The 18,617-nt window shown below is 58.3% G+C and carries 20 protein-coding genes and 1 pseudogene; 13 read left to right on the forward strand and 8 right to left on the reverse strand.

Going from position 1 to position 18,617, the window contains the following annotated elements:
- Positions 1-211 precede the first annotated feature (211 nt).
- The gene (gene dnaA, locus Y882_RS15365; RefSeq protein WP_046972830.1) at positions 212-1,561 is read right to left on the reverse strand and encodes a chromosomal replication initiator protein DnaA; all 1,350 of its coding nucleotides are present in this window, start codon (positions 1,559-1,561) and stop codon (positions 212-214) included.
- Positions 1,562-1,772: 211 nt separating this feature from the next.
- On the opposite strand from dnaA, the gene rpmH reads away from it, so the two are divergent.
- The 5 genes from rpmH to Y882_RS15390 all read left to right on the forward strand — a co-directional run bounded on the left by rpmH (position 1,773) and on the right by Y882_RS15390 (position 6,979).
- A complete protein-coding gene (gene rpmH, locus Y882_RS15370; protein ID WP_019464789.1) occupies positions 1,773-1,910 on the forward strand; it encodes a 50S ribosomal protein L34 in 138 nt (45 codons plus the stop codon).
- 13 nt (positions 1,911-1,923) lie between these two features.
- Positions 1,924-2,322 carry a ribonuclease P protein component gene (rnpA, locus tag Y882_RS15375; RefSeq protein ID WP_082121140.1) on the forward strand — a complete coding sequence of 133 codons (399 nt, stop codon included), beginning with the start codon at positions 1,924-1,926 and terminating at the stop codon, positions 2,320-2,322.
- Positions 2,323-2,380: 58 nt separating this feature from the next.
- Positions 2,381-4,078, forward strand: a complete 1,698-nt coding sequence (gene yidC / locus Y882_RS15380) for a membrane protein insertase YidC (protein ID WP_046972831.1) — start codon at positions 2,381-2,383, stop codon at positions 4,076-4,078.
- A gap of 77 nt (positions 4,079-4,155) precedes the next feature.
- Entirely contained in the window at positions 4,156-5,496 is a 1,341-nt protein-coding gene (gene mnmE, locus Y882_RS15385) for a tRNA uridine-5-carboxymethylaminomethyl(34) synthesis GTPase MnmE (RefSeq protein ID WP_046972832.1), read from the forward strand.
- 175 nt (positions 5,497-5,671) lie between these two features.
- On the forward strand, positions 5,672-6,979 hold the full coding sequence (locus Y882_RS15390) for a tyrosine-type recombinase/integrase (protein WP_046972833.1): 1,308 nt from the start codon (positions 5,672-5,674) through the stop codon (positions 6,977-6,979).
- Between the two features lie 390 nt (positions 6,980-7,369).
- On the opposite strand, the gene Y882_RS15395 is transcribed toward Y882_RS15390, so the two are convergent.
- The 4 genes from Y882_RS15395 to Y882_RS20280 all read right to left on the reverse strand — a co-directional run bounded on the left by Y882_RS15395 (position 7,370) and on the right by Y882_RS20280 (position 9,955).
- Complete coding sequence (locus Y882_RS15395) at positions 7,370-8,059, reverse strand: hypothetical protein (RefSeq protein WP_046972834.1); 690 nt, start codon at positions 8,057-8,059, stop codon at positions 7,370-7,372.
- A 450-nt stretch (positions 8,060-8,509) separates the two neighbouring features.
- Complete coding sequence (locus Y882_RS15400) at positions 8,510-9,004, reverse strand: hypothetical protein (protein WP_046972835.1); 495 nt, start codon at positions 9,002-9,004, stop codon at positions 8,510-8,512.
- Positions 9,001-9,738: a TIGR04255 family protein gene (locus Y882_RS18975; RefSeq protein WP_052950049.1), complete on the reverse strand. Its 738-nt coding sequence runs from the start codon at positions 9,736-9,738 to the stop codon at positions 9,001-9,003. Before Y882_RS18975 ends, Y882_RS15400 begins: the two co-directional genes overlap by 4 nt.
- On the reverse strand, positions 9,731-9,955 hold the full coding sequence (locus tag Y882_RS20280; protein ID WP_046972836.1) for a hypothetical protein: 225 nt from the start codon (positions 9,953-9,955) through the stop codon (positions 9,731-9,733). Before Y882_RS20280 ends, Y882_RS18975 begins: the two co-directional genes overlap by 8 nt.
- A 170-nt stretch (positions 9,956-10,125) precedes the next feature.
- Between Y882_RS20280 and Y882_RS15415 the strand changes: the two genes are divergently transcribed.
- The 5 genes and pseudogenes from Y882_RS15415 (at position 10,126) to Y882_RS19380 (ending at position 12,950) form a co-directional block, all read left to right on the forward strand.
- Positions 10,126-10,698: a recombinase family protein gene (locus Y882_RS15415; RefSeq protein ID WP_046972837.1), complete on the forward strand. Its 573-nt coding sequence runs from the start codon at positions 10,126-10,128 to the stop codon at positions 10,696-10,698.
- Positions 10,699-10,799: 101 nt separating this feature from the next.
- A pseudogene (locus Y882_RS21000) lies at positions 10,800-10,991 on the forward strand (HNH endonuclease); the annotation flags it as partial.
- A 39-nt stretch (positions 10,992-11,030) separates the two neighbouring features.
- A complete protein-coding gene (locus Y882_RS15420; RefSeq protein ID WP_244466362.1) occupies positions 11,031-11,516 on the forward strand; it encodes a hypothetical protein in 486 nt (161 codons plus the stop codon).
- 50 nt (positions 11,517-11,566) lie between these two features.
- Positions 11,567-11,971, forward strand: coding sequence for a hypothetical protein (locus tag Y882_RS20100; protein WP_156171509.1), 405 nt, complete (start codon positions 11,567-11,569; stop codon positions 11,969-11,971).
- A 22-nt stretch (positions 11,972-11,993) separates the two neighbouring features.
- Positions 11,994-12,950, forward strand: a complete 957-nt coding sequence (locus tag Y882_RS19380; protein ID WP_211259199.1) for a restriction endonuclease — start codon at positions 11,994-11,996, stop codon at positions 12,948-12,950.
- Between the two features lie 144 nt (positions 12,951-13,094).
- Here Y882_RS19380 and Y882_RS15430 read toward each other — a convergent pair whose 3' ends face one another.
- Positions 13,095-13,568: a hypothetical protein gene (locus tag Y882_RS15430; protein WP_162207425.1), complete on the reverse strand. Its 474-nt coding sequence runs from the start codon at positions 13,566-13,568 to the stop codon at positions 13,095-13,097.
- 121 nt (positions 13,569-13,689) lie between these two features.
- Here Y882_RS15430 and Y882_RS15435 point away from each other — a divergent pair, with 121 nt between their 5' ends.
- A complete protein-coding gene (locus tag Y882_RS15435) occupies positions 13,690-13,992 on the forward strand; it encodes a helix-turn-helix domain-containing protein (protein WP_244466363.1) in 303 nt (100 codons plus the stop codon).
- Positions 13,993-14,386: 394 nt separating this feature from the next.
- Here the strand turns inward: Y882_RS15435 and Y882_RS15440 are convergent, their stop codons facing one another.
- Positions 14,387-14,902 carry a hypothetical protein gene (locus tag Y882_RS15440; protein ID WP_046972842.1) on the reverse strand — a complete coding sequence of 172 codons (516 nt, stop codon included), beginning with the start codon at positions 14,900-14,902 and terminating at the stop codon, positions 14,387-14,389.
- A 187-nt stretch (positions 14,903-15,089) separates the two neighbouring features.
- Here Y882_RS15440 and Y882_RS21005 point away from each other — a divergent pair, with 187 nt between their 5' ends.
- The gene (locus tag Y882_RS21005) at positions 15,090-15,257 is read left to right on the forward strand and encodes a recombinase family protein (RefSeq protein WP_425479474.1); all 168 of its coding nucleotides are present in this window, start codon (positions 15,090-15,092) and stop codon (positions 15,255-15,257) included.
- On the opposite strand, the gene Y882_RS21010 is transcribed toward Y882_RS21005, so the two are convergent.
- On the reverse strand, positions 15,254-15,493 hold the full coding sequence (locus Y882_RS21010) for a helix-turn-helix transcriptional regulator (protein ID WP_425479473.1): 240 nt from the start codon (positions 15,491-15,493) through the stop codon (positions 15,254-15,256). The two genes, Y882_RS21005 and Y882_RS21010, sit on opposite strands and share 4 nt — an antisense overlap.
- A gap of 468 nt (positions 15,494-15,961) precedes the next feature.
- On the opposite strand from Y882_RS21010, the gene Y882_RS15450 reads away from it, so the two are divergent.
- Positions 15,962-18,526, forward strand: coding sequence for a DNA translocase FtsK 4TM domain-containing protein (locus tag Y882_RS15450; protein WP_046972859.1), 2,565 nt, complete (start codon positions 15,962-15,964; stop codon positions 18,524-18,526).
- Positions 18,527-18,617: the final 91 nt, after the last annotated feature.

Consider the following 18,617-nt stretch of genomic DNA (forward strand, 5'->3'; position numbering starts at 1 on the left):
AGTTCTGTAGTGGTGGTAGGGGCCGTGGATAACTCAAAACCGAGAAATTATCCTTAACAATCAATACCTTGCCGCACTTCGACACTGTGTTTCCAGAGGCCTGATGATTGTGGGCCAAATGTGGATAACTTTTGGGTCCAATCCATCCACCTATTATCCACAGCTTGCCACAGTACTTTTCAAGCGTTCAGTGCACAGGCGCCCTGCTCGCTCAGCCGGTAAGGATGCGAATCAGCTGTTCCCAATCCTGCCGCATGCGCGTGTCGGTCTCGCAATGCTTCTTGATGGTGCGGCAGGCATGCAGGACCGTCGTATGGTCGCGGCCGCCGAACGCCTCGCCGATCTCCGGCAGGCTGTGCTCGGTGAGCTCCTTGGACAAGGCCATGGCGATCTGCCGCGGACGAGCCAGCGAACGTACGCGCCGCTTGGACAACAGATCCTGCAGGCGCACCTGGTAGTAGTCGGCCACGATCTTCTGGATGTTCGGCACCGTCACCGCTTGCGCGTGGGTGGCGAGCAAGTCGCGCAGGGTTTCTTCCGCAAAGTCGATGGTGATCGGCTTGCCATAGAAGTTGGCGCGCGCCGCTAGCGTGTTGAGCGCGCCCTCAAGGTCGCGCACATTGGAGCGGATGCGCTTGGCCAGCAGCATCGCCACGTTCTCGCTCACCGCCACGCCCTTGTCCTGCGCCTTGGACAGCAGGATCGCCGCGCGCGTCTCGAAGTCCGGCGGCTCGATCGCCACCGACAGGCCCCAGCCTAGGCGCGATTTCAGTCGCGGCTCAAGCTTGTCCACTTCTTTCGGATAGCGGTCGCAGGTCAGGATGATCTGCTGCTTTGATTCGAACAACGCGTTGAAGGTGTGGAAAAACTCTTCCTGCGTGGTGTCCTTGCCGGCGAAGAACTGGATATCGTCGATCAGCAGCGCGTCGACCGAACGGAAGCGGCGCTTGAATTCGTCCATGCTCTTGGTGCGCAGCGCTTCGATCATCGAACCGACGAACTGCTCCGAGCGCAGGTACAACACCTTGAAATCAGGGTTGCGCTCGCGCATCAGGTTGCCGGAGGCATGCATCAAGTGGGTTTTACCTAGACCGGTGCCGCCGTACAGCAGCAACGGGTTGTAGGCGCGGCCCGGGTTCATGGCCACCTGCATGGCGGCTGCCTTGCCCAGCTGGTTCGACTTGCCTTCGACAAAGGTTTCGAAGGTGTAGTGCGGGTCCAGGTTGTGCGAGAAGGTCGGCGCCGGCGCTTCGATCACCACCGCGGGGGCGACCTTGGCCGGTGCCGGCGCAGCCACCTTGCCGCTGGCCGTGGCGCGCGGGGAGCTGGAGCCTACCTCCAGGCGCACGGTCAGATCGTGCCCGGTCAGCTGGCTGATCACCGTTTCGATGCGCGCCAGATAGCGCTCGCGCACCGTATCCAGCGTGTAGGGGTTCGGCGCAAAGAGCTGCAAGCCATGGGTGTCGTCGCGCGCCTGCAGTGGCATCAGCCAGGTGTGCAGGTCTTCGGCGTTCAATTCGCCCTCGAGGCGCTCGAGACAGCGCCGCCACAGGTCACTCATGGGAAGTATTCAACCACTGGAAGGAGCGCTTTCGCGCGGGGTGGACCGGCAATTCTAGCAGCACGAGCGCTCCTTCATGGCGGGATATCCACATGGATATCCACAGGAAGTAAACAGCCTTTTGTCAACCGCGAACATACCCCCATTTGACAAGCGCCCAACTTCCTCTCCATAATTTCCAACCTTTTTACCAACTTAACCGGAGGAAGCCATGTCCAAGCGGACCTTCCAGCCCAGCAAGCTCAAGCGTGCCCGCACCCACGGCTTCCGTGCTCGTATGGCAACGGCCGATGGCCGCAAGATCCTGAACGCACGTCGCGCGAAGGGTCGCAAGCGCCTGATCCCGTAAGCGGCTCGCCAAGATGCGTGCCGCCGGCCTGCCGCGTGAAGCGCGGTTACGTAGCGCCGGTGATTTTGCAGCTTTGCGACATACCAGCGGCCGCTTCGGCGGCCGCTGTTTTTCTGTGCGCTATCGGGCCAATGAACTGGGCCACCCGCGCCTGGGGCTGGCCATATCCAAACGCGTGTCCAAGCGTGCGGTCGATCGCAACCGCATCAAGCGGCTGATCCGCGAATCTTTCCGGCGCGCGCGTCTTGAGCTTCCCTCCGTCGACCTCATGGTGATGGCACGCGAGCAGGCGTGTGGCCTGCCCGGTCCGGAGCTGCTCGCCGAATTGCAGCAGCTGTGGAAGAAACTGCGTGCCGCCAAGGTCGAGGTCACATTGAAGCCGGACGACCCGACCGGCACAATCGTGCGTTGACCTTCTCCATTCCTTTCCGCGACACGCCTTGTCGCGGATGCACCGGATCTGCTCCGCGATGAATCAAACGCGTACGTTCCTCATCTTTGCCCTGCTGGCTGTGGCCTATCTCTTGTTCCAGGCCTGGGAGAAGGATTACGGCCCGCAACCGCCGGCGGCGACTGCAACCACGTCCGCGGCTGGTGCCAGCACTGACAACAGCGTGCCGGGCGCCAGCTCGTCCACCGCGCCGGCCGCCGTACCCGGCACCGTCAGCGAGGCATCCGCGCAATTGATCACGGTCAGCACCGATGTGCTGCGCCTGACCATCGATACGCGCGGCGGCAGCGTGGTCCGTTCGGAGCTGCTCACCTACCCGTCGGTGCCGCGTACCCGCAAGGATCCCGATCCGGCGCCGGCGCGCCTGCTCGATGACGACCGCGCGCAGTACTTCGTAGCGCAGAGCGGTATCGTCAGCAACCAGGGCGACGCGCCCGATCATCGTGCGGTGTTCTCGGCCGCGCAGACCAGCTACGCGCTCTCCCAGGGCCAGGACGATCTGAAGGTCGATCTCACCTGGCAGAACGCCGCCGGCCTCAAGGTCACCAAGACCTTCGCGCTCAAGCGCGGCAGCTACGTTGTCACCGTCGATCAGAAGATCGAGAACGGCGGCAGCGCGGCCTGGGCCGGCAATACCTATGAGCAGCTGCAGCGTGTGGCACCGACGCAGCAGAAGAGCTGGCTGCAGAATTTCACCGATCCCTCCTCGCACAGCTTCTATGGCGCCGCGTGGTACAGCCCCGACGACAAGATGACCACGCTGTCGTTCGCCGACTTCGCCAAGAAGCCGTTGAACCACGCCATCACCGGCGGCTGGGCATCGATGCTGCAGCACTACTTCTTCGTGGCCTGGATTCCGCAGGCGCAGGACGCCAGTACCTACAGCACCAGCGTGATCAATGGTGATACCGCGCAGCCGGTTTACCTGATCCGCGCGGTGGGTCCGTCCATCAGCATCGCGCCGGGCCAGAGCGCGACCAGCGCGTCGCGTCTGTATATCGGTCCGAAGCTGCAGGGCACGCTCGACCAGGTGGCGCCGGGTCTCGACCTGACCACCAACTACGGTTGGCTGACCGTGGTCGCGCAGCCGCTGCACTGGCTGCTGTCGCAGCTGCACACCATCGCCGGCAACTGGGGCGTGGCCATCATCCTGCTGGTGCTGTTGCTGAAGGGCGCGCTGTGGAAGCTCACCGCCGCGCAGTTCCGTTCCGGCGCCCGCATGCGCAAGCTGCAGCCGCGCGTGAACGCTCTGAAGGAGCGTTACGGCGACGACAAGATGAAGATGCAGCAGGCCATGATGGAGCTGTACAAGAAGGAGAAGGTCAACCCGATGTCGGGCTGCCTGCCGATCCTGATCACCATGCCGGTGTTCTTCGGTCTGTATCGCGTGCTGATGGAAAGCGTGGAGCTGCGCCATGCGCCGTTCTTCGGCTGGGTGCACGACCTTTCCGCGCCCGATCCGTTCTTCGTGTTGCCGGTGATCTACATCCTCGTGATGCTCGCCACGCAGTGGCTGACCCCGGCCGCAGCGGGCATGGACCCGGCACAGCAGAAGATGATGAAGGTGATGCCGGTGGTGTTCGGCTTCATGTTCCTGTTCTTCCCGGCCGGCCTGGTGCTGTACTGGGTGGTCAATGGCCTCACCAGCCTGACCCAGCAGTGGCTGATCACGCGCAGCGTCGATCGCGCGGAAGAAAAGGCCAAGGCGACGGCCTGATCGATCTGAAGCGTTCAAAGAAAAGGCCGCGTCAGCGGCCTTTTTCTCGTGCGCACGCAAGCCGCATAATTCACGTCATGCCTCACACCGACACCATTGCCGCCATTGCCAGCGCTCCCGGCGCCGCCGGCGTCGGTGTGTTGCGCGTGTCGGGGCCTGCCGTGCCCGGCATCGCCGCGGAACTGTTCGGTCGCGACCCTGATCCGCGCCGCGCGCACTTCACCGCGTTCCGCGAGCGCGACGGCGAACTGATTGATCGCGGTCTGCTGCTCTACTTTCCCGCGCCCGCCTCCTACACCGGCGAACATGTGCTGGAACTGCAGGGCCACGGCAGTCCCGTGCTGCTCGATGCGCTGCTGCGTCGCGTCTGCAGCATCGGTGCACGGCTGGCGCGTCCTGGCGAATTCACCGAACGCGCCTTCCTCAACGGCAAGCTCGATCTGGCGCAGGCGGAAGCGGTCGCCGATCTGATCGCGGCGCGTTCGCAAGCTGGCGCGCGTGCGGCATTGCGTTCGATGGAAGGCGTGTTCTCGCGCAAGGTGCATGATCTGCTGCAGTCGTTGATCGCGCTGCGCGTGCATATCGAAGCGGCGATCGACTTTCCCGAAGAGGAAATCGATTTCCTCGCCGATCCGACCATCATGCGGCAGCTGCAGGCGTTGCGTGCGGAACTCGATGCCCTGTTGCGTGAAGCGCAGCGCGGCGTCCGGCTCAACGACGGTTTGCGCGTCGCCATCATCGGCCGTCCCAACGCCGGCAAATCCAGCCTACTCAATGCGCTCGCCGGCAGCGACCGCGCCATCGTCACCGACATCGCCGGCACCACACGCGACGTATTGCGCGAACAGCTCAACCTCGACGGCGTTGCACTGGAGCTGGCCGACACGGCGGGCCTACGCGACACCGACGATCCGGTCGAACGCGAAGGGGTGCGCCGCGCCCACGGCGAACTCGCACGCGCCGACGTCGCCCTGCTCGTCACCGACATCGCGCACGCCGAACACGACCTTGCCCTGCTCGCCGATCTGCCCGCGAGCGTGGAACGTATCGTCTTTATCAACAAAATCGACCTCGCCCGTGGCACGCCGCGTTACGACGTACGCCCAGAAGCCATCTGGGTGTGGGCATCCGCGAAAACCGGTGCCGGCCTCGATGCCTTGCGCGATCATCTGAAGCAACTTGCCGGCTCGGGCAGTGGAGAAGGCGCCTTCAGCGCGCGTCGCCGCCACGTGTTGGCGCTGGAGCAGGTCGCCTTGCATCTGGACCAGGCCGAGCAGGTGCTGCGCGTCACCCGCGCCGGCGAACTGGCGGCCGAAGAACTGCGCCAGGCCCAGCAGGCCCTGGGCGAAATCACCGGCAGCTACACCAGCGACGACCTGCTCGGCGCCATCTTCAGCTCGTTCTGCATCGGAAAGTAGCTATTGATCCATGACCATCCAGTAGGGTCTTTGGAAGAAAGAAAAATGGCGCTGTATAGCCATTTGTCTGTCCACGGACGTCTTCGATGATCTCGGGAGAGCCGTTATAATTTGGGACCACAATAGGGACCACGAATAGTGGTTCTCGACCCAATAACGGAGGGTGGTCCCAGATATGGCAAGAAGTGGCTTCACTGATGTCTACCTGAAAAGTCTGAAACCCCGAGCAATCCGCTATACCGTCTATGAAAAGGGTGGCGGCATCGAAGGGTTTGTGGTGGACGTTATGCCATCGGGCAAGTTGTCCTTCCGCTATCGCTACAGACTGGACGGCAAGCGGCAAAAGGTAACCATCGGCAGCTATCCCGCCATGAACCTTGGGCTAGCTAGGGACCTGTGCCGGGAAATGGTCGTACAGGTGCAGCGTGGCATATCACCTGCTGCGGAGAAGAAGCGAAGGCGAGCTGAAGAAAAGAAGGCGACTACCTTCGGCGCACTCGTGGATGATTGGGTTGCCAATGTTCTGCGGAAGGTCAATAAAACCCCATCTGCAGACGAAGGTTTCCTCAAGAACTACATCTTGCCTTCATTGCGTGATCGAAACATTGCGGATGTCGACCGTGCGGCGGTCTGGGCTTGTATTGACCTTGCCAAGGGCAAGAAGCGGTATCAGGCAGCGCGGAGGGTGCATAGCGTACTGAAGCGAGTCTTTGACTATGCGATTAGCAAGGGTGATCTGCACGTCAGTCCGGTCACCGGTATTGACCCGAAGCATATTGCACCTGCGCAAGCCCGCGATCGGGTGCTAAGTCCGACAGAAATTCCCGTGTGGCTGCATACGATCGAAACCAGCGGCATTCCGCGGTCTATGAAGCTAGCCCTGAGAATTTTACTGTTGATCCCCGCGCGTAAGGGCGAGCTTCTTGCCGCCAAGTGGGTACATGTGGACCTTAAGGAGCGGACGTGGGACATACCCAAGGAGAACAGTAAGAACGGGACGCCATTGCGGCATCGACTCTCAGATCAAGTGGCATCCATCTTCGAACAGTTGTTGTTGTTGGCGGCTGGCAGTGAATGGGTGCTCCCTTCTTCTAAAGGAGGCGGAAAGAAGCCCTTGACCAAATCTGGAATCAACACCGCTCTGCGTGCGCTGAAAGGGTTGCCAAACGGTATCGTAATACACGATCTGCGGCGCACCATCCGTACCCAGCTAACGGAACTAGGTATTGCGCCGAATGTGGCCGAGCTTTGCCTCAATCACCGGCCGACGGGAATCAAGAAGATCTATGATCGTTCCGAGCTAATCGACCAGCGATATCAGGCACTATTGCGCTGGGAAAGGCACCTTCATGAAATAGTTGTCGAGCCGGCCAGCGCGTCAAATGCCGAGCAACCCAACGAAGTTGATACCTTGATCGAAAAGATCAGGTTGGATGGGGTACTAAGGGACTATGTGCTGCGGAAACTGCTGGTAGTACCGTGAAGGCTGTTGGGCGTGTCGGCGCTGATGAACATTGTCGTAGCAAAGCCTGATCAAGATGCGCATATCGGCAACACAACAGTTGATACCTTGACCAAGGGGAGCCTTGCTCCCTGTTCTTACGGCCGTCGTCCCATACTTCAAGCAACGCTGGGCCGAAGAGTTACTTGTTGTTCTTGGGCGGAGCTGGAGCTGGAGCTGGTGCAGGTGCTGGTGCCGGCGAGGCAGCCGGTGCACGTGGCATCTGAGCGCTCGGTGCCCCTCGTGAGTTATTAGTGGAGACAACCTTGCTCATGAGGGCGGATGGCATGCCGTCATTGGCGTAAATACGCCCATTCTTCTTGTCAGCCATAAATGTGCTCCTTGTACAGGGCATGGGACCGTGCCCGCCCTTTACTTACTTGACTGGGTTGGTGCTGGTGCTGGTGCAGGTGCTGGTGCCGCAGGTGCAGGTGCTGCCGTGGATGCCGCAGGCATTGCCGCGCTCGGGGTGCCTTTATGCACAACCTGCATGGCTGCAGAACCTATGCCTTCTGTTACCAAGGACTGCCTCGAACTGGTCGCTGATTCTTTTTCGCCTGCCATCACAGTGCCCTCTGTCTTGTCGTGAACATTGATCCAAACGAATGCGATGGTGAAGCCACAGGCCGCAAAAAAAACCATACCGGCTAGTGGATTCAACCACTTCAGGACCTTTCCAGCCAAGCCATCCTTGTTGTAATAGTCGTCCTTGCGGTTGATGAAATACTCATGGGCGAAGTTGACGCTCTGCCGGTTGGCTTCTCCCGCGATCGGGAAGGATGCCAGCATTAAAAGCAGGGAGACAGCGAACAGCACCCAAGATGTCTTGATGGTCCACAGGGCATGTGCTGTAGCCAATGGCACAAGGTCTTTGATGAATGTGATGGATAGGCCAAGCGCTCCAGTGGAGTAGGCCAGAATGGTGTTGTCGTACTTGTCCCTGTTCGCTCGTTCGCGAGTCTGTTGTTCGGTCCAATAGGCGTCGAACAGCGTGCGACGGCGTAAAGTTTCATCGTCGGGCGGGTCATGTTGTTGCCCGCTGTCGTTTGTGTCTTCGCTCACCCCACCTGCCTCTTGGATTCTCCCAACACCATTGGGCCGTACGGTGACACATCCTTCTTCTTGATCGAAGGGCGTCGCTATTAACGCGGGAGTAGCAAGTTGGCATGAAAGACGAGATTAGCTGCAGTCGCCTTTTGCTCGTGCTTCTCAGCATGCCATCCGACAATAACGCTGTGTTCTACGTACTTCCTTGCTGGCGAGGAGAACGCCTCAAGTTTCGCGTTTTCGACACTGGCAACAGGTACGTCGGAAGCAGCAACGGCAACGCGATCCTTCCGTATGGTCCGCCCGAGATACCACAGCCGCTTCACTGAGACCCGCTCCCGATGGCAAACGGACGTCTCGTGCCTGCCCTTATATGGCTCCGGCAAGAACGCGGCTTGCTTGGGCCTTTGTTCGGCAGCCGAGTAGTTCCGTTTTTCGAATATGAATCGGGTAACCGTCTGACTGTCAGGCAGCCTCTTCTCTGGGAACCGGCTCATCAACCAGTTGGGCAATAGCACTGAGAACAGATTTTGGAATCGAGTCCACAAATTCTTCTGTTCCATGCAGGCTTACCTTAGGTCCGAATTGACCAGCGAAAGATAGACGTCCATCAAAGCGAATGCTGACGGAAAAATTCTTTCCGCGCTTACCGAACCAGTCGAAGGAAATTTCGCCGTCAGGATCAACGGCAACCTCAGGAGTGGGGACCCAGTTCGGAAGAGCCAGCAGAAACAAGCGGCCAACACCGACGGTTTCCTGTTCAACGTTGTCGGTAATCCCGGAGCGAACCTCGTCCTGCAGTGCATCCAACTCGTCGAGAGGCAGGCGCTGATCTACGCGCTGAAGTGAACTGACCGCGGTGCGGGTCAGCTTGGCAACAGAGACGGCTTCCGGACTCGTGCCAGCGTCGACCCAGCGGGGGTTGATTCCATAATTCGGACGCAATGCCATTGTTGTCATACGAAGTAGCCTGCTGTTTCTTCGGTGATGTAGTCGAAGAAGATTCGGTTCTTGAAGTCGCGAAGTTTAGCCAACGCTTCCCACATAGCCGGTCCATCTGCATCGAAGGACTTCTGCTGCATGACATCGATATCCAGCAGGATGGTCATAGGTACCGATACGGACGGCGGATGCTCCAATGCCTGAGTCACCCGTGCAATTTGATTCGAGGCACCATCAACTATTACGGTCTGTTGCAGAAAACTTGAGATCGACTGCGGCAAGTCGGGCGGGACTTCTGGCGGGCAGGTCAAATAGGCGTCGAAGTCCTTCAGCGGGGCCGGGATGGGCATGGAGTTAATGTAACGAACCGCAACCCGCGTTACCTCACTAGGACGTACCGCCTTTTGATATATGTCCCAGTACTTCTTCGCCTCACCGCAAATTTGATCCCAATCCTCATATGGTGCCAGCCGACTGAAGGTCAAACCTGTGGTCTTGACCTGCAGGACATGTGGAGGGGCGTCAAGGCGAACACCGATTTTACTCTGCGCGGTCTGCGTGCTTGCAACCCCAGACGGATCAATGGTCAGCCCTACTGAGTTGTGCCACATATCAATGCGGGATGAGAATCCGCCCGCAATGCTGTCCACTAACGATTGGACTGCTCTCATGCTGCCGTCAGCGGTTGTAACCTGAATATCTATGATGGCTTCACGGATTGGGGCGTGGTCAAGATGCCTCGGCTTAGCCACGGCCGCTTTCCTTCTTGGGGGCGACGTTGAGCGCGACTCCGTTGTCACGAAGCTTGTCCTGATTTTCCCAAAGCCACATCCGGATGATCGAACAGGCAACCTCGGACTTATTGGTTCCATGGATCCCCAAGGAACAAATGTCCTCGATGATGCGATCCGTAGCCGCATCGACCGTCAACTGGAGCTTGCAGCTGGGTACAAGCTTGCTACGCGCCACGGCATGCCACCTGATTCTATTTGGATTGAGTCTAGACTCTTTCTGACATGCCAACAATGTGGCTGAAAGGCAGGTCTCCTATCAAAAAGTAGACGTTGCGATAGGCAGTAGGACGTCTATCAAATCCCCTATCAGAATGATATTATCAAATAATCTAAGGAGATTTGATTATGTCCGAGACGGTAGGTTACGCCCGTGTCAGCAGCACTGGTCAAAGCCTCGACGTGCAACTGGACAAGCTGAAGGGTGCTGGCTGCACCCGTATCTATTCCGAAAAGCGGTCCGGCAAGCAGGCTGATACGCGCCCTGAACTTCAGGCGTGCCTCCAGTTCCTACGGGATGGGGACACCTTGGTTATATCCCGGCTAGACCGCATGGCCCGGTCCGTACTGGATTTGGCGAAAATCGCGGACCTGTTGAACAAGAAGGGCGTAGCACTTCGCGTCATCGATCAGGCTATCAACACCAGTACATCGGAGGGCCGACTGATGTTCAGTCTGCTGGGGGCCTTCGCGCAGTTCGAGAATGACATCCGGGCCGAGCGTCAGGCCGATGGAATCAATAAGGCCAAGCAGAAGGGTGTGGCATTTGGGCGGAAGCGTGCCTTGACCGAAGAACAGTGCAAGCGCATCCGTACCCTTCGACAGGAAGAGAAGTTCTCGGTCGCCCAATTGGCCGAGCGCTTCAATGTCGGCCCAGCAACAATCTATAGGGCACTCCAGCCCCCGCATGATGGAAGATAAGATCCCGTATTGCTTGATGTGTACTTGCACGGGGGCCGGGTGTGGCAATCACAGATAAGACCCGAAAAATACTTTGGGCGAAGTCCGGCGGACGATGCGCTATGTGCCAGCACGCACTGGTACTTGCCCCGACTGATAGTGATGACGAGTCCGTAGTCGGCGAGGAATGTCACATAGTATCCGGAGCCGCAGGTGGCCCTCGGTTCGATCCAAACTTTCCCAAGGATGATGTCGATTCCTTCGGAAATCTGCTTCTACTATGTCGAATTCACCATAAGCAGGTAGACGACCAAACCGTTGCATTCACTGCCAGCATCCTACGCGATATTAAGGTGAAGCATGAGGTTTGGGTCCATGAAACGCTTGAAAATAAACCGCGAGAAGCGCCCAAAGTTGCACCAGTTAAGCGCACCCGTTTCAAGAGCGAAATTCCTGCCCAGTTGCCGATGGTGACATCCGGCAAGGCGCTACTTGATCTTGCCCTTGGATGCTTTGGTCAGTACCCGTACTTCGGCGATGATTTGACCGACGAAGAGATGGATTTAGTTGGCGGATTCATCGAAGCGGTACAAGACTGGGGGGACGTACTAGATGGCTCGGAAGTCGTAGAGATTATGAGGGCGGGGAAAGCGATAGACGCCATGATCGTGGACCTCGCTGAACACGGGTTTCTCGTATTTGCAGCAGTGGAGCGACAGCGCCTTGAAGGAGGTGTTGGACCTTCACAGATGATTTGCCTTCTACACTTATCGGTAGCTCGGGGATCGGATAGATCTGTCGTCGTCAAAGAAGACGGTAACGAGATGAATCGCGGTTGAGACCATCGGAGCCGCGGGGCCAAGGCACTGAACTTAAGGAAAGAGTCGCCATGTCGAAGAACTCGAAAGCAAAACGAGACGCGAAACGGAAGAAGGCGCCCAAGCGAACCCATATAAGAAAACCAAATGCAGTCTTTGAGCCACACGGGGAAATGCGAGACGGAGCGGGTCGCGTCATTGCTGGTGTGGGGAAACAAGGCGATGACTGGCTGTTGATCGCAGGCGGCCAAGTACTCGCTGGTGGATCAAGTGCCGCTGATGTCATGGCAATGCTCGACCAACTGGCGGCAATCCGGCAGGCAGATGGAGATGTAGTCCTTAATTCCTACTCGACTACCTTCCGTGCGTGTGCGGAGCGTGATGCTGCGGAAGAAGGTATGACGTTATACGAGTACATTGAGCAAGCCCGAGCGGAAATGGCTAATTCCGCAGCCGGATCCTCACAAATTCCGTAGCCATCAGGCACCCCGCCACCATTTGGACTACAACATCGTAATGTCAGCTTTAAATTTCAAAGAGATTCCTCTGCCGACGTCAGGATCCGGCCGCGATCAATTCGAAATGTTTGCTCGCGATTTCCTCGACATGCAGGGGTTTCGAGTAGTCACGGGTCCAGATCGCGGCGCAGACGGCGGGCGTGACCTGATTGTGGAAGAAACGCGCACCGGTATAACTGGCGATAGCAAAATTCGTTGGCTGGTCAGCTGCAAGCACAAGGCTCATAGTGGCGCTTCCGTTACTCCAGATGATGAGAGCGATATCCGAGATCGCCTGCAGACACATGACTGTCGGGGCTTCATGGGTTTTTATTCCACGCTTCCCAGCAGCGGCCTTGCTCAAAAGCTGAATGCGCAGGGTTTGCCGTACGAAGTACAGGTCTTTGATGGGGCGCGGATCGAATCGCAGCTGCTGAAGAGCCCAGCGGGCGTCGCACTTTCTCGCAGATACATGTCTGTTTCGACAGCGAACTGGTCGCGCGAACATCCTGCTCCAGCACGCCTCTTCCGCGAGGACCCAGAGCTACTCTGTGAGTATTGTCAGAAGAGCCTTCTGCACCCGGACCTTTCAGGCATCATTGTTTTGTGGTGTTCCCGCAACGACGACTATTCTGAGAGAACGGTCGAAAAAGTATATTGGTGTTGTAAGGGAGCTTGTGACCGGATCCTTAAGTCCAAGCACCATCGAAAGGGGTTGGTAGATGGATGGGAAGACATACCGGATATCGTCGCACCAGTGGGCTACCTTCGATGGTTCATTGCTATCATCAATGAACTTCATTCCAGTCGTTCGTACTCCCCAGCCGCGTTGGAACGTTCGAAGACATTCCTCATCAATCTGTTCCCTCTTGTTGCGAGAGAAATGACTGCAGCCGAGAAGGATAGAATCGGATCGCTCGGTGTGATTCCGGCGGCGCTTGGTGGTTGGGGAGAATAGCTACTAAACGATGGCGCCGACCCAGCAAAACAGACCATGGCCTATCTGTGCAGTCGGTACCAAGAAAGTAAGTGCTTCAGGCGCCAAACTTGTATGGATCGTGGCGCCTCGGCCACTGTGCTGCGCAACTACAGTGAGACTGGGCTAAGTTCGGCTCTTCATTGAAGTGCAACCCCAACTGCCGTTGCCGAACTTCTCGACCATATAAGTCACACCACCACGCTCCGCAAATAAATGTCCCGTTCGGGATGAATTGTTGAGAGCCTCCCCGTCCATCGACACCGCTTCTTGGTAGGTCGAACCTGATGCGGCCGCCAGAAGGAACGTGCACGCCTGTCGTTCTGGCATGGCAGAACTCAGGGTAAAGATGCTTCTCCCGACGTCGATGTCGATCTTTATGCCCTGACCTACATACGCTGTTGGATTCATGTTGGCGGCATGATTGAAATGGTCGATTCGCAGATCAGCATCTACCATATTGTTCCATCGCTTCAGAAACACCTCCTCCGACGAGGCCCATCCGCCCGAATCGGAACCAGCCGCAGCCCCTCCGCAACCACCCAAGAACATACCGGCCATCAGAAGCGCGGCCGGCCATATAGCACGAGCTTTCATCATCTTCCCCTTGATGTGCGTTGTTGTAGGGCGCAGCTCCGAACAGCTAGTGCCTCCGCTGCCCTCGTTCGAGTTGTAATAAATAGCCGATTTTGGACTATTCCAAAACGGACTCTAGCGTGCCGTGACCCATCTGGGCAAGGTCATGGCCGCATCAACGCACCATCAGGACTATCAGCTCCTAGTCGCCGCATTGCGCGAAGCTCGCCGGAAGGCGAAGGTGACTCAGTTGGAGTTGGCGGACCGCATAGGCAACACGCAGACCTTCGTATCGAAGGTAGAGCGCGGGGAAAGGCGCTTGGATATCGTAGAGCTGGTCGAATTCTGCGAAGCGCTGGATGTCAGCGCAGTTGAATTCTTGCGTGCGTACTTGAAGCGCCGAGGGTTAACCGGGGCCGCAAAACAGAAGCTTGCCAAGGGTCTATAAGTCGCGCGTGTATGCAAGGATAGGATAAATCCTTACCCGGATCGCAGGATTCGACCTCTTGATGCCCCGGCGACGCTGCGCGAATGTGTGGCCAGTAGCTTGCTGCTCGATCTGTCAGGTTCCCACATATATATGTATAAGGTTCTGGCAGCGGCGAAGGCTTCTCAAACGCTTCCACGATACATCTTCACATTGGGGATATATGCGTGCCTTCCGACCTGATATCCACACACCGATATGTGGTCAAACGTAGCTGTTGTAATACCTAGAATGTCTTCAATTGTTTGATTCTAGACATCCTAAATCTAGGCAATAGTTCATCAAGGGAGGACGATTCCTCCCTATCGTATGATCTATTTCTATGCCTGCAATCGAAGTGGATCTAGTCCTTAAATCATTGACGGAAAGACACAAATTTCCAAAGTACAGCCTCGGTGTCCATAGCACAGGTCTTCAGCATGTAACCGATCACGTTACCTGCATCCGAGTCCGTGTTTAGTTCCCGATACCATCCGTCGCTGTTCCGACAGTAGACGTCTGGATTTCCACAAGTGTTGTCCGCCTGCGTCCAAGTTCGCCTGATTACTTCCTTGTAGTCATCAGGCTGGCCGGGGAGTCGGTACGCGCAATGGATGTGCGTGCCATCCGATGGCATGAGGAGGCTGCCGTACGAACTGCCCCTTTCATACATCTCGATGACTGGCACCATGGGTATAAGACGCTTGGATCTACGCCCGAATAGTTCGCCGCGAAGACTATGAACATGCGTGCCGAATATTTTCATTGCCCTGTCATAGCTAACGGCTTCTTCAAACGTGTAGGTCACGAAGAGGTTTGGCTCCAGCTGCTTCAGCCAATCCGCTGTAACACGCTGCAGCGTGCTGACCTTGATCTTTGCGTTCTCCCCCATCCTTTCTCCTTACTTGTGATGTTTTGTTGCTACCTGTATTTTTGATGCACCCGGACATTTCGCTAATTCGATGAACAGAAAGCGTGGCAATCCGAAACTCGTGGACGTACGAAACGAGGACACTCGCAACGCGAATGCCAAGCGAAAACAACTAGCAGATGACCATGCCGAACTTATCGGTAAGGCCATGATCGATGCTCAAAATGAGCGCGGCCATTTGAGCTACGGCGAGTACGCCCACTGGCTAAACGACGAGGGCTACCGAACCAGACGAGGTCACCGGTGGACCGGACGTCAGGTATCGAGAATCTATGAACGAATATTGGGTGCTAAGCGTCCCAAGAATCGAGCTTAGGCCGCCAAGCGCGGCGCTATACGACCATACATCCATGAAAGGACATCGGCTTCCACCCACGCGACTGACCTTGTTGAAAGTTTGATCTGCGGTGGAAACCGCCCTTCGCTTACAAGCTTGTAGATCTGGGACCGCGACAGTCCAACCATCTTCATAACCGTGTGCAAGCGAACGAACTTCGTATTGGCTGGTATCTCGATCATCATGCCTCCCTTGTTACGTCGAGTTGGCGGCATGGTAGCGATGGCTTGGCACCAGCGGTGGAGTGCGTCGAACAGGCGTTCATGCGACCTCCTCACCAGAATTTGAGGAGAATTAAGAGCTCGCCGGTCCACGTTTGAGAAGGGTTGCTACGTCGGTAATTCATAATAGAAATCGAGCGCAACCACAGCAGCACTTGAGCGCCATAGTCCCGACCATCTCGATGTAGAAATCTTTCTACTCAACCTGTTCAGGAAGGCCCGGCAATCGCTAGGTTTGGTACTTCGGGACCACCTACGGGACCACGAACTTGTCGACGGATGCACCGATTACAACATGATCAGCGTGTTGCATCGTGATGCTACGTTCTGCATCGGCAAATAGCGAGCTACGCCGAAGGGAAGTTCCAAACAGCGACAAGACGTTAGCGAACTCTCTGCTGACGTGCCTTAGGCAATGGCGCTAACATGCTGAGTTTGCACGCGGTCGATTCGAATCCAGGCATGCTCTCTTTCTTTTTCGGCGCCTTCGGGCTGTCCACACTGTGGCTTGTACCCCTGTTCCGGCGCGTTGGCAGGAGCCTGCTCAAGCGGCGCCATGGGTCCGGTGGTGGCAAGGGTTCGATTCGCTACGGGCTGGGCGCGCTGCTGGTGCTGCTGGCCAGTGCAACGCTCGAAGGTCTTTTGATCGATCAATACACCGATGATGCCAACGCCGGCGGCGCGGTGTGCCGCGCGCTGTCGCACGGCATCGGCGGCCTGCTCGGCGGTTGGCTGGCCACGCTGATCATGCTGGCGCTGCTTGCCGCTGCGTTGCCGTGGTACCTGGGCATGGGCTGGCCGGCGATGTTCAAGCGTCTGTCGGCAGGTGTCGACGTGATCGCCAGCCTGCTTCAGCGTGCATTGGATGCGATCGCCGCGCGGCGTGGCAGGCCGGTCACCCGACGTCGGGCAACGGGCGCCGTGCGCCGAGTGGAACGTGCGCCTGCGAAGAGTCGCCGACCGATGCCCGCAGCACAGCGTGCTGCTGTCGATCCCGTCGCCGCTGCCAAGAGCACGGCGCCATCGGCGTCACCAACGTCACCTGCCGTGTCGTCGTCGCGCATCGCGCCTGTTCGATACGCGGCACAGCAAGAGAAAGTGATACGCGAACCCTGGCTTACGCCCAAGCATGGTCGCGTTGCTGCATCGTCACCAGGCGTGCCGCTGGGACGCACTGCGCCGGCCAACGCCACGAGCGCGGTCAAGAGCACGGCTGCGCCGATGGCTGCCAGCGTCGCGACGGCACAGGCTCCGCGGCCGATCGAGCCGATCATGCCGGCTCCGTTGCCGATACAGATCGAACCCGTCGTCGACGACGTGCCGCTGGTTGCGTCCACAGCTGTGGACCCGGTGCCGCTGGACGATGTCGCAACGGCAACCCCAGCGGAGGACACATCGTTCGATGTCGATCTGGCCGCCGTCGCCCTGCCGTTGCAGGCCGTACCCATCGCGTCGGGTCGACGCATCGCGGCCAACGACGATGAACCCGCCAACGCTCCCGCGGAAATCGCAGCGCTGCCCTTGGCCCCACCCGCGCGCACCCGTTCCACGGCGATCTTGCCGCCGCTTTCCCTGCTTGCTGCGCCGCGCCTGGAGCAAACCTCCATCGACGACGTGCAGCTTGCTGAAACCGGCGAGCTGATTGAACAGCGCCTGCGCGAATTCAAAGTGCCTGTGACCGTGGTCGGCGCATCGGCTGGCCCGGTCATCACGCGCTTCGAAGTGGAGCCGGCCGTGGGTGTGCGCGGCAACCAGATCGTTGCGCTGATGAAGGATCTCGCGCGCGGTCTTGGACGGACGTCCATCCGCGTGGTGGAAACCATACCCGGCAAGACCTGCATGGGCCTGGAGCTGCCGAACGAGCAGCGCCAGATGATCGCCTTGTCCGAGATCCTCGACTCCCCCGCCTATCGCGATGCCGATTCGCTGCTGACGCTGGCGATGGGCAAGGGCATCACCGGCGAGCCGGTGGTCGCCGATCTGGCGAAGGCACCGCATATGCTCGTCGCCGGCACCACCGGTTCGGGCAAGTCCGTCGCGGTCAACGCGATGATCCTGTCGATGCTGTACAAGGCCACGCCTGACGACGTGCGCATGATCATGATCGATCCGAAGATGCTGGAGCTTTCGGTCTACGAGGGTATTCCACATCTGCTCGCGCCGGTCGTCACCGACATGAAACTCGCGGCCAATGCGTTGGCGTGGTGTGTTGCCGAGATGGAGAACCGCTATCGCGTGATGTCGGATCTGCGCGTGCGCAATCTCGCCGGCTTCAATCAGAAAGTGCGCGAGGCGCGTGCCGCGGGCCGGCCGTTGATGAACCCGTTCCCCGCACATCCCGAAGTGCCCGAGTTGTTGGACACCTTGCCGATGATCGTGGTGGTGATCGACGAGCTGGCCGACCTGATGATGGTCGCCGGCAAGAAGATCGAAGAACTCATTGCGCGTCTCGCCCAGAAGGCGCGTGCCGCCGGCATCCATCTGATTCTCGCTACACAGCGCCCGTCGGTGGATGTGATCACCGGCCTGATCAAGGCCAACATCCCCACCCGCGTGGCCTTCCAGGTATCGTCGAAAATCGACTCACGCACCATTCTCGATCAGATGGGCGCAGAGAGTCTGCTCGGTCAGGGCGACATGCTGTTCCTGCCGCCGGGCACCGGTTATCCACAGCGCATCCACGGCGCTTTTGTCGCCGACGAAGAAGTGCATCGCATCGTGGCACACCTCAAGCTTTACGGCGAACCCGACTACAAGGATGAAATCCTCGCCGGTCCGCCGAGCGAAGGTTCGGGCGACCTCCTCACTGAAGAAGGCGGCGACGCCGAACTCGATCCTCTCTACGACGAAGCCGCTGCGTTCGTGTTGCGTTCGCGTCGTGCGTCCATCTCGTTTGTGCAGCGCCAGTTCCGCATTGGCTACAACCGCGCGGCGCGATTGGTGGAAGCGATGGAAGCGGCGGGACTGGTGTCGTCGATGGGCATCAACGGGCAGCGCGAAGTGATTGCGCCAGGACCCTCTGACTAGCCGGCGTTTTTCTGTGTGGGAGCGCACCCTGTGCGCGACAAACCTACGGAGCGGTACACCCAGGCGTGGCTGTCGCGCACAGGGTGCGCTC

Source organism: Dyella japonica DSM 16301, from assembly GCF_001010355.1.
Classification (GTDB): Bacteria; Pseudomonadota; Gammaproteobacteria; order Xanthomonadales; family Rhodanobacteraceae; genus Dyella; species Dyella japonica.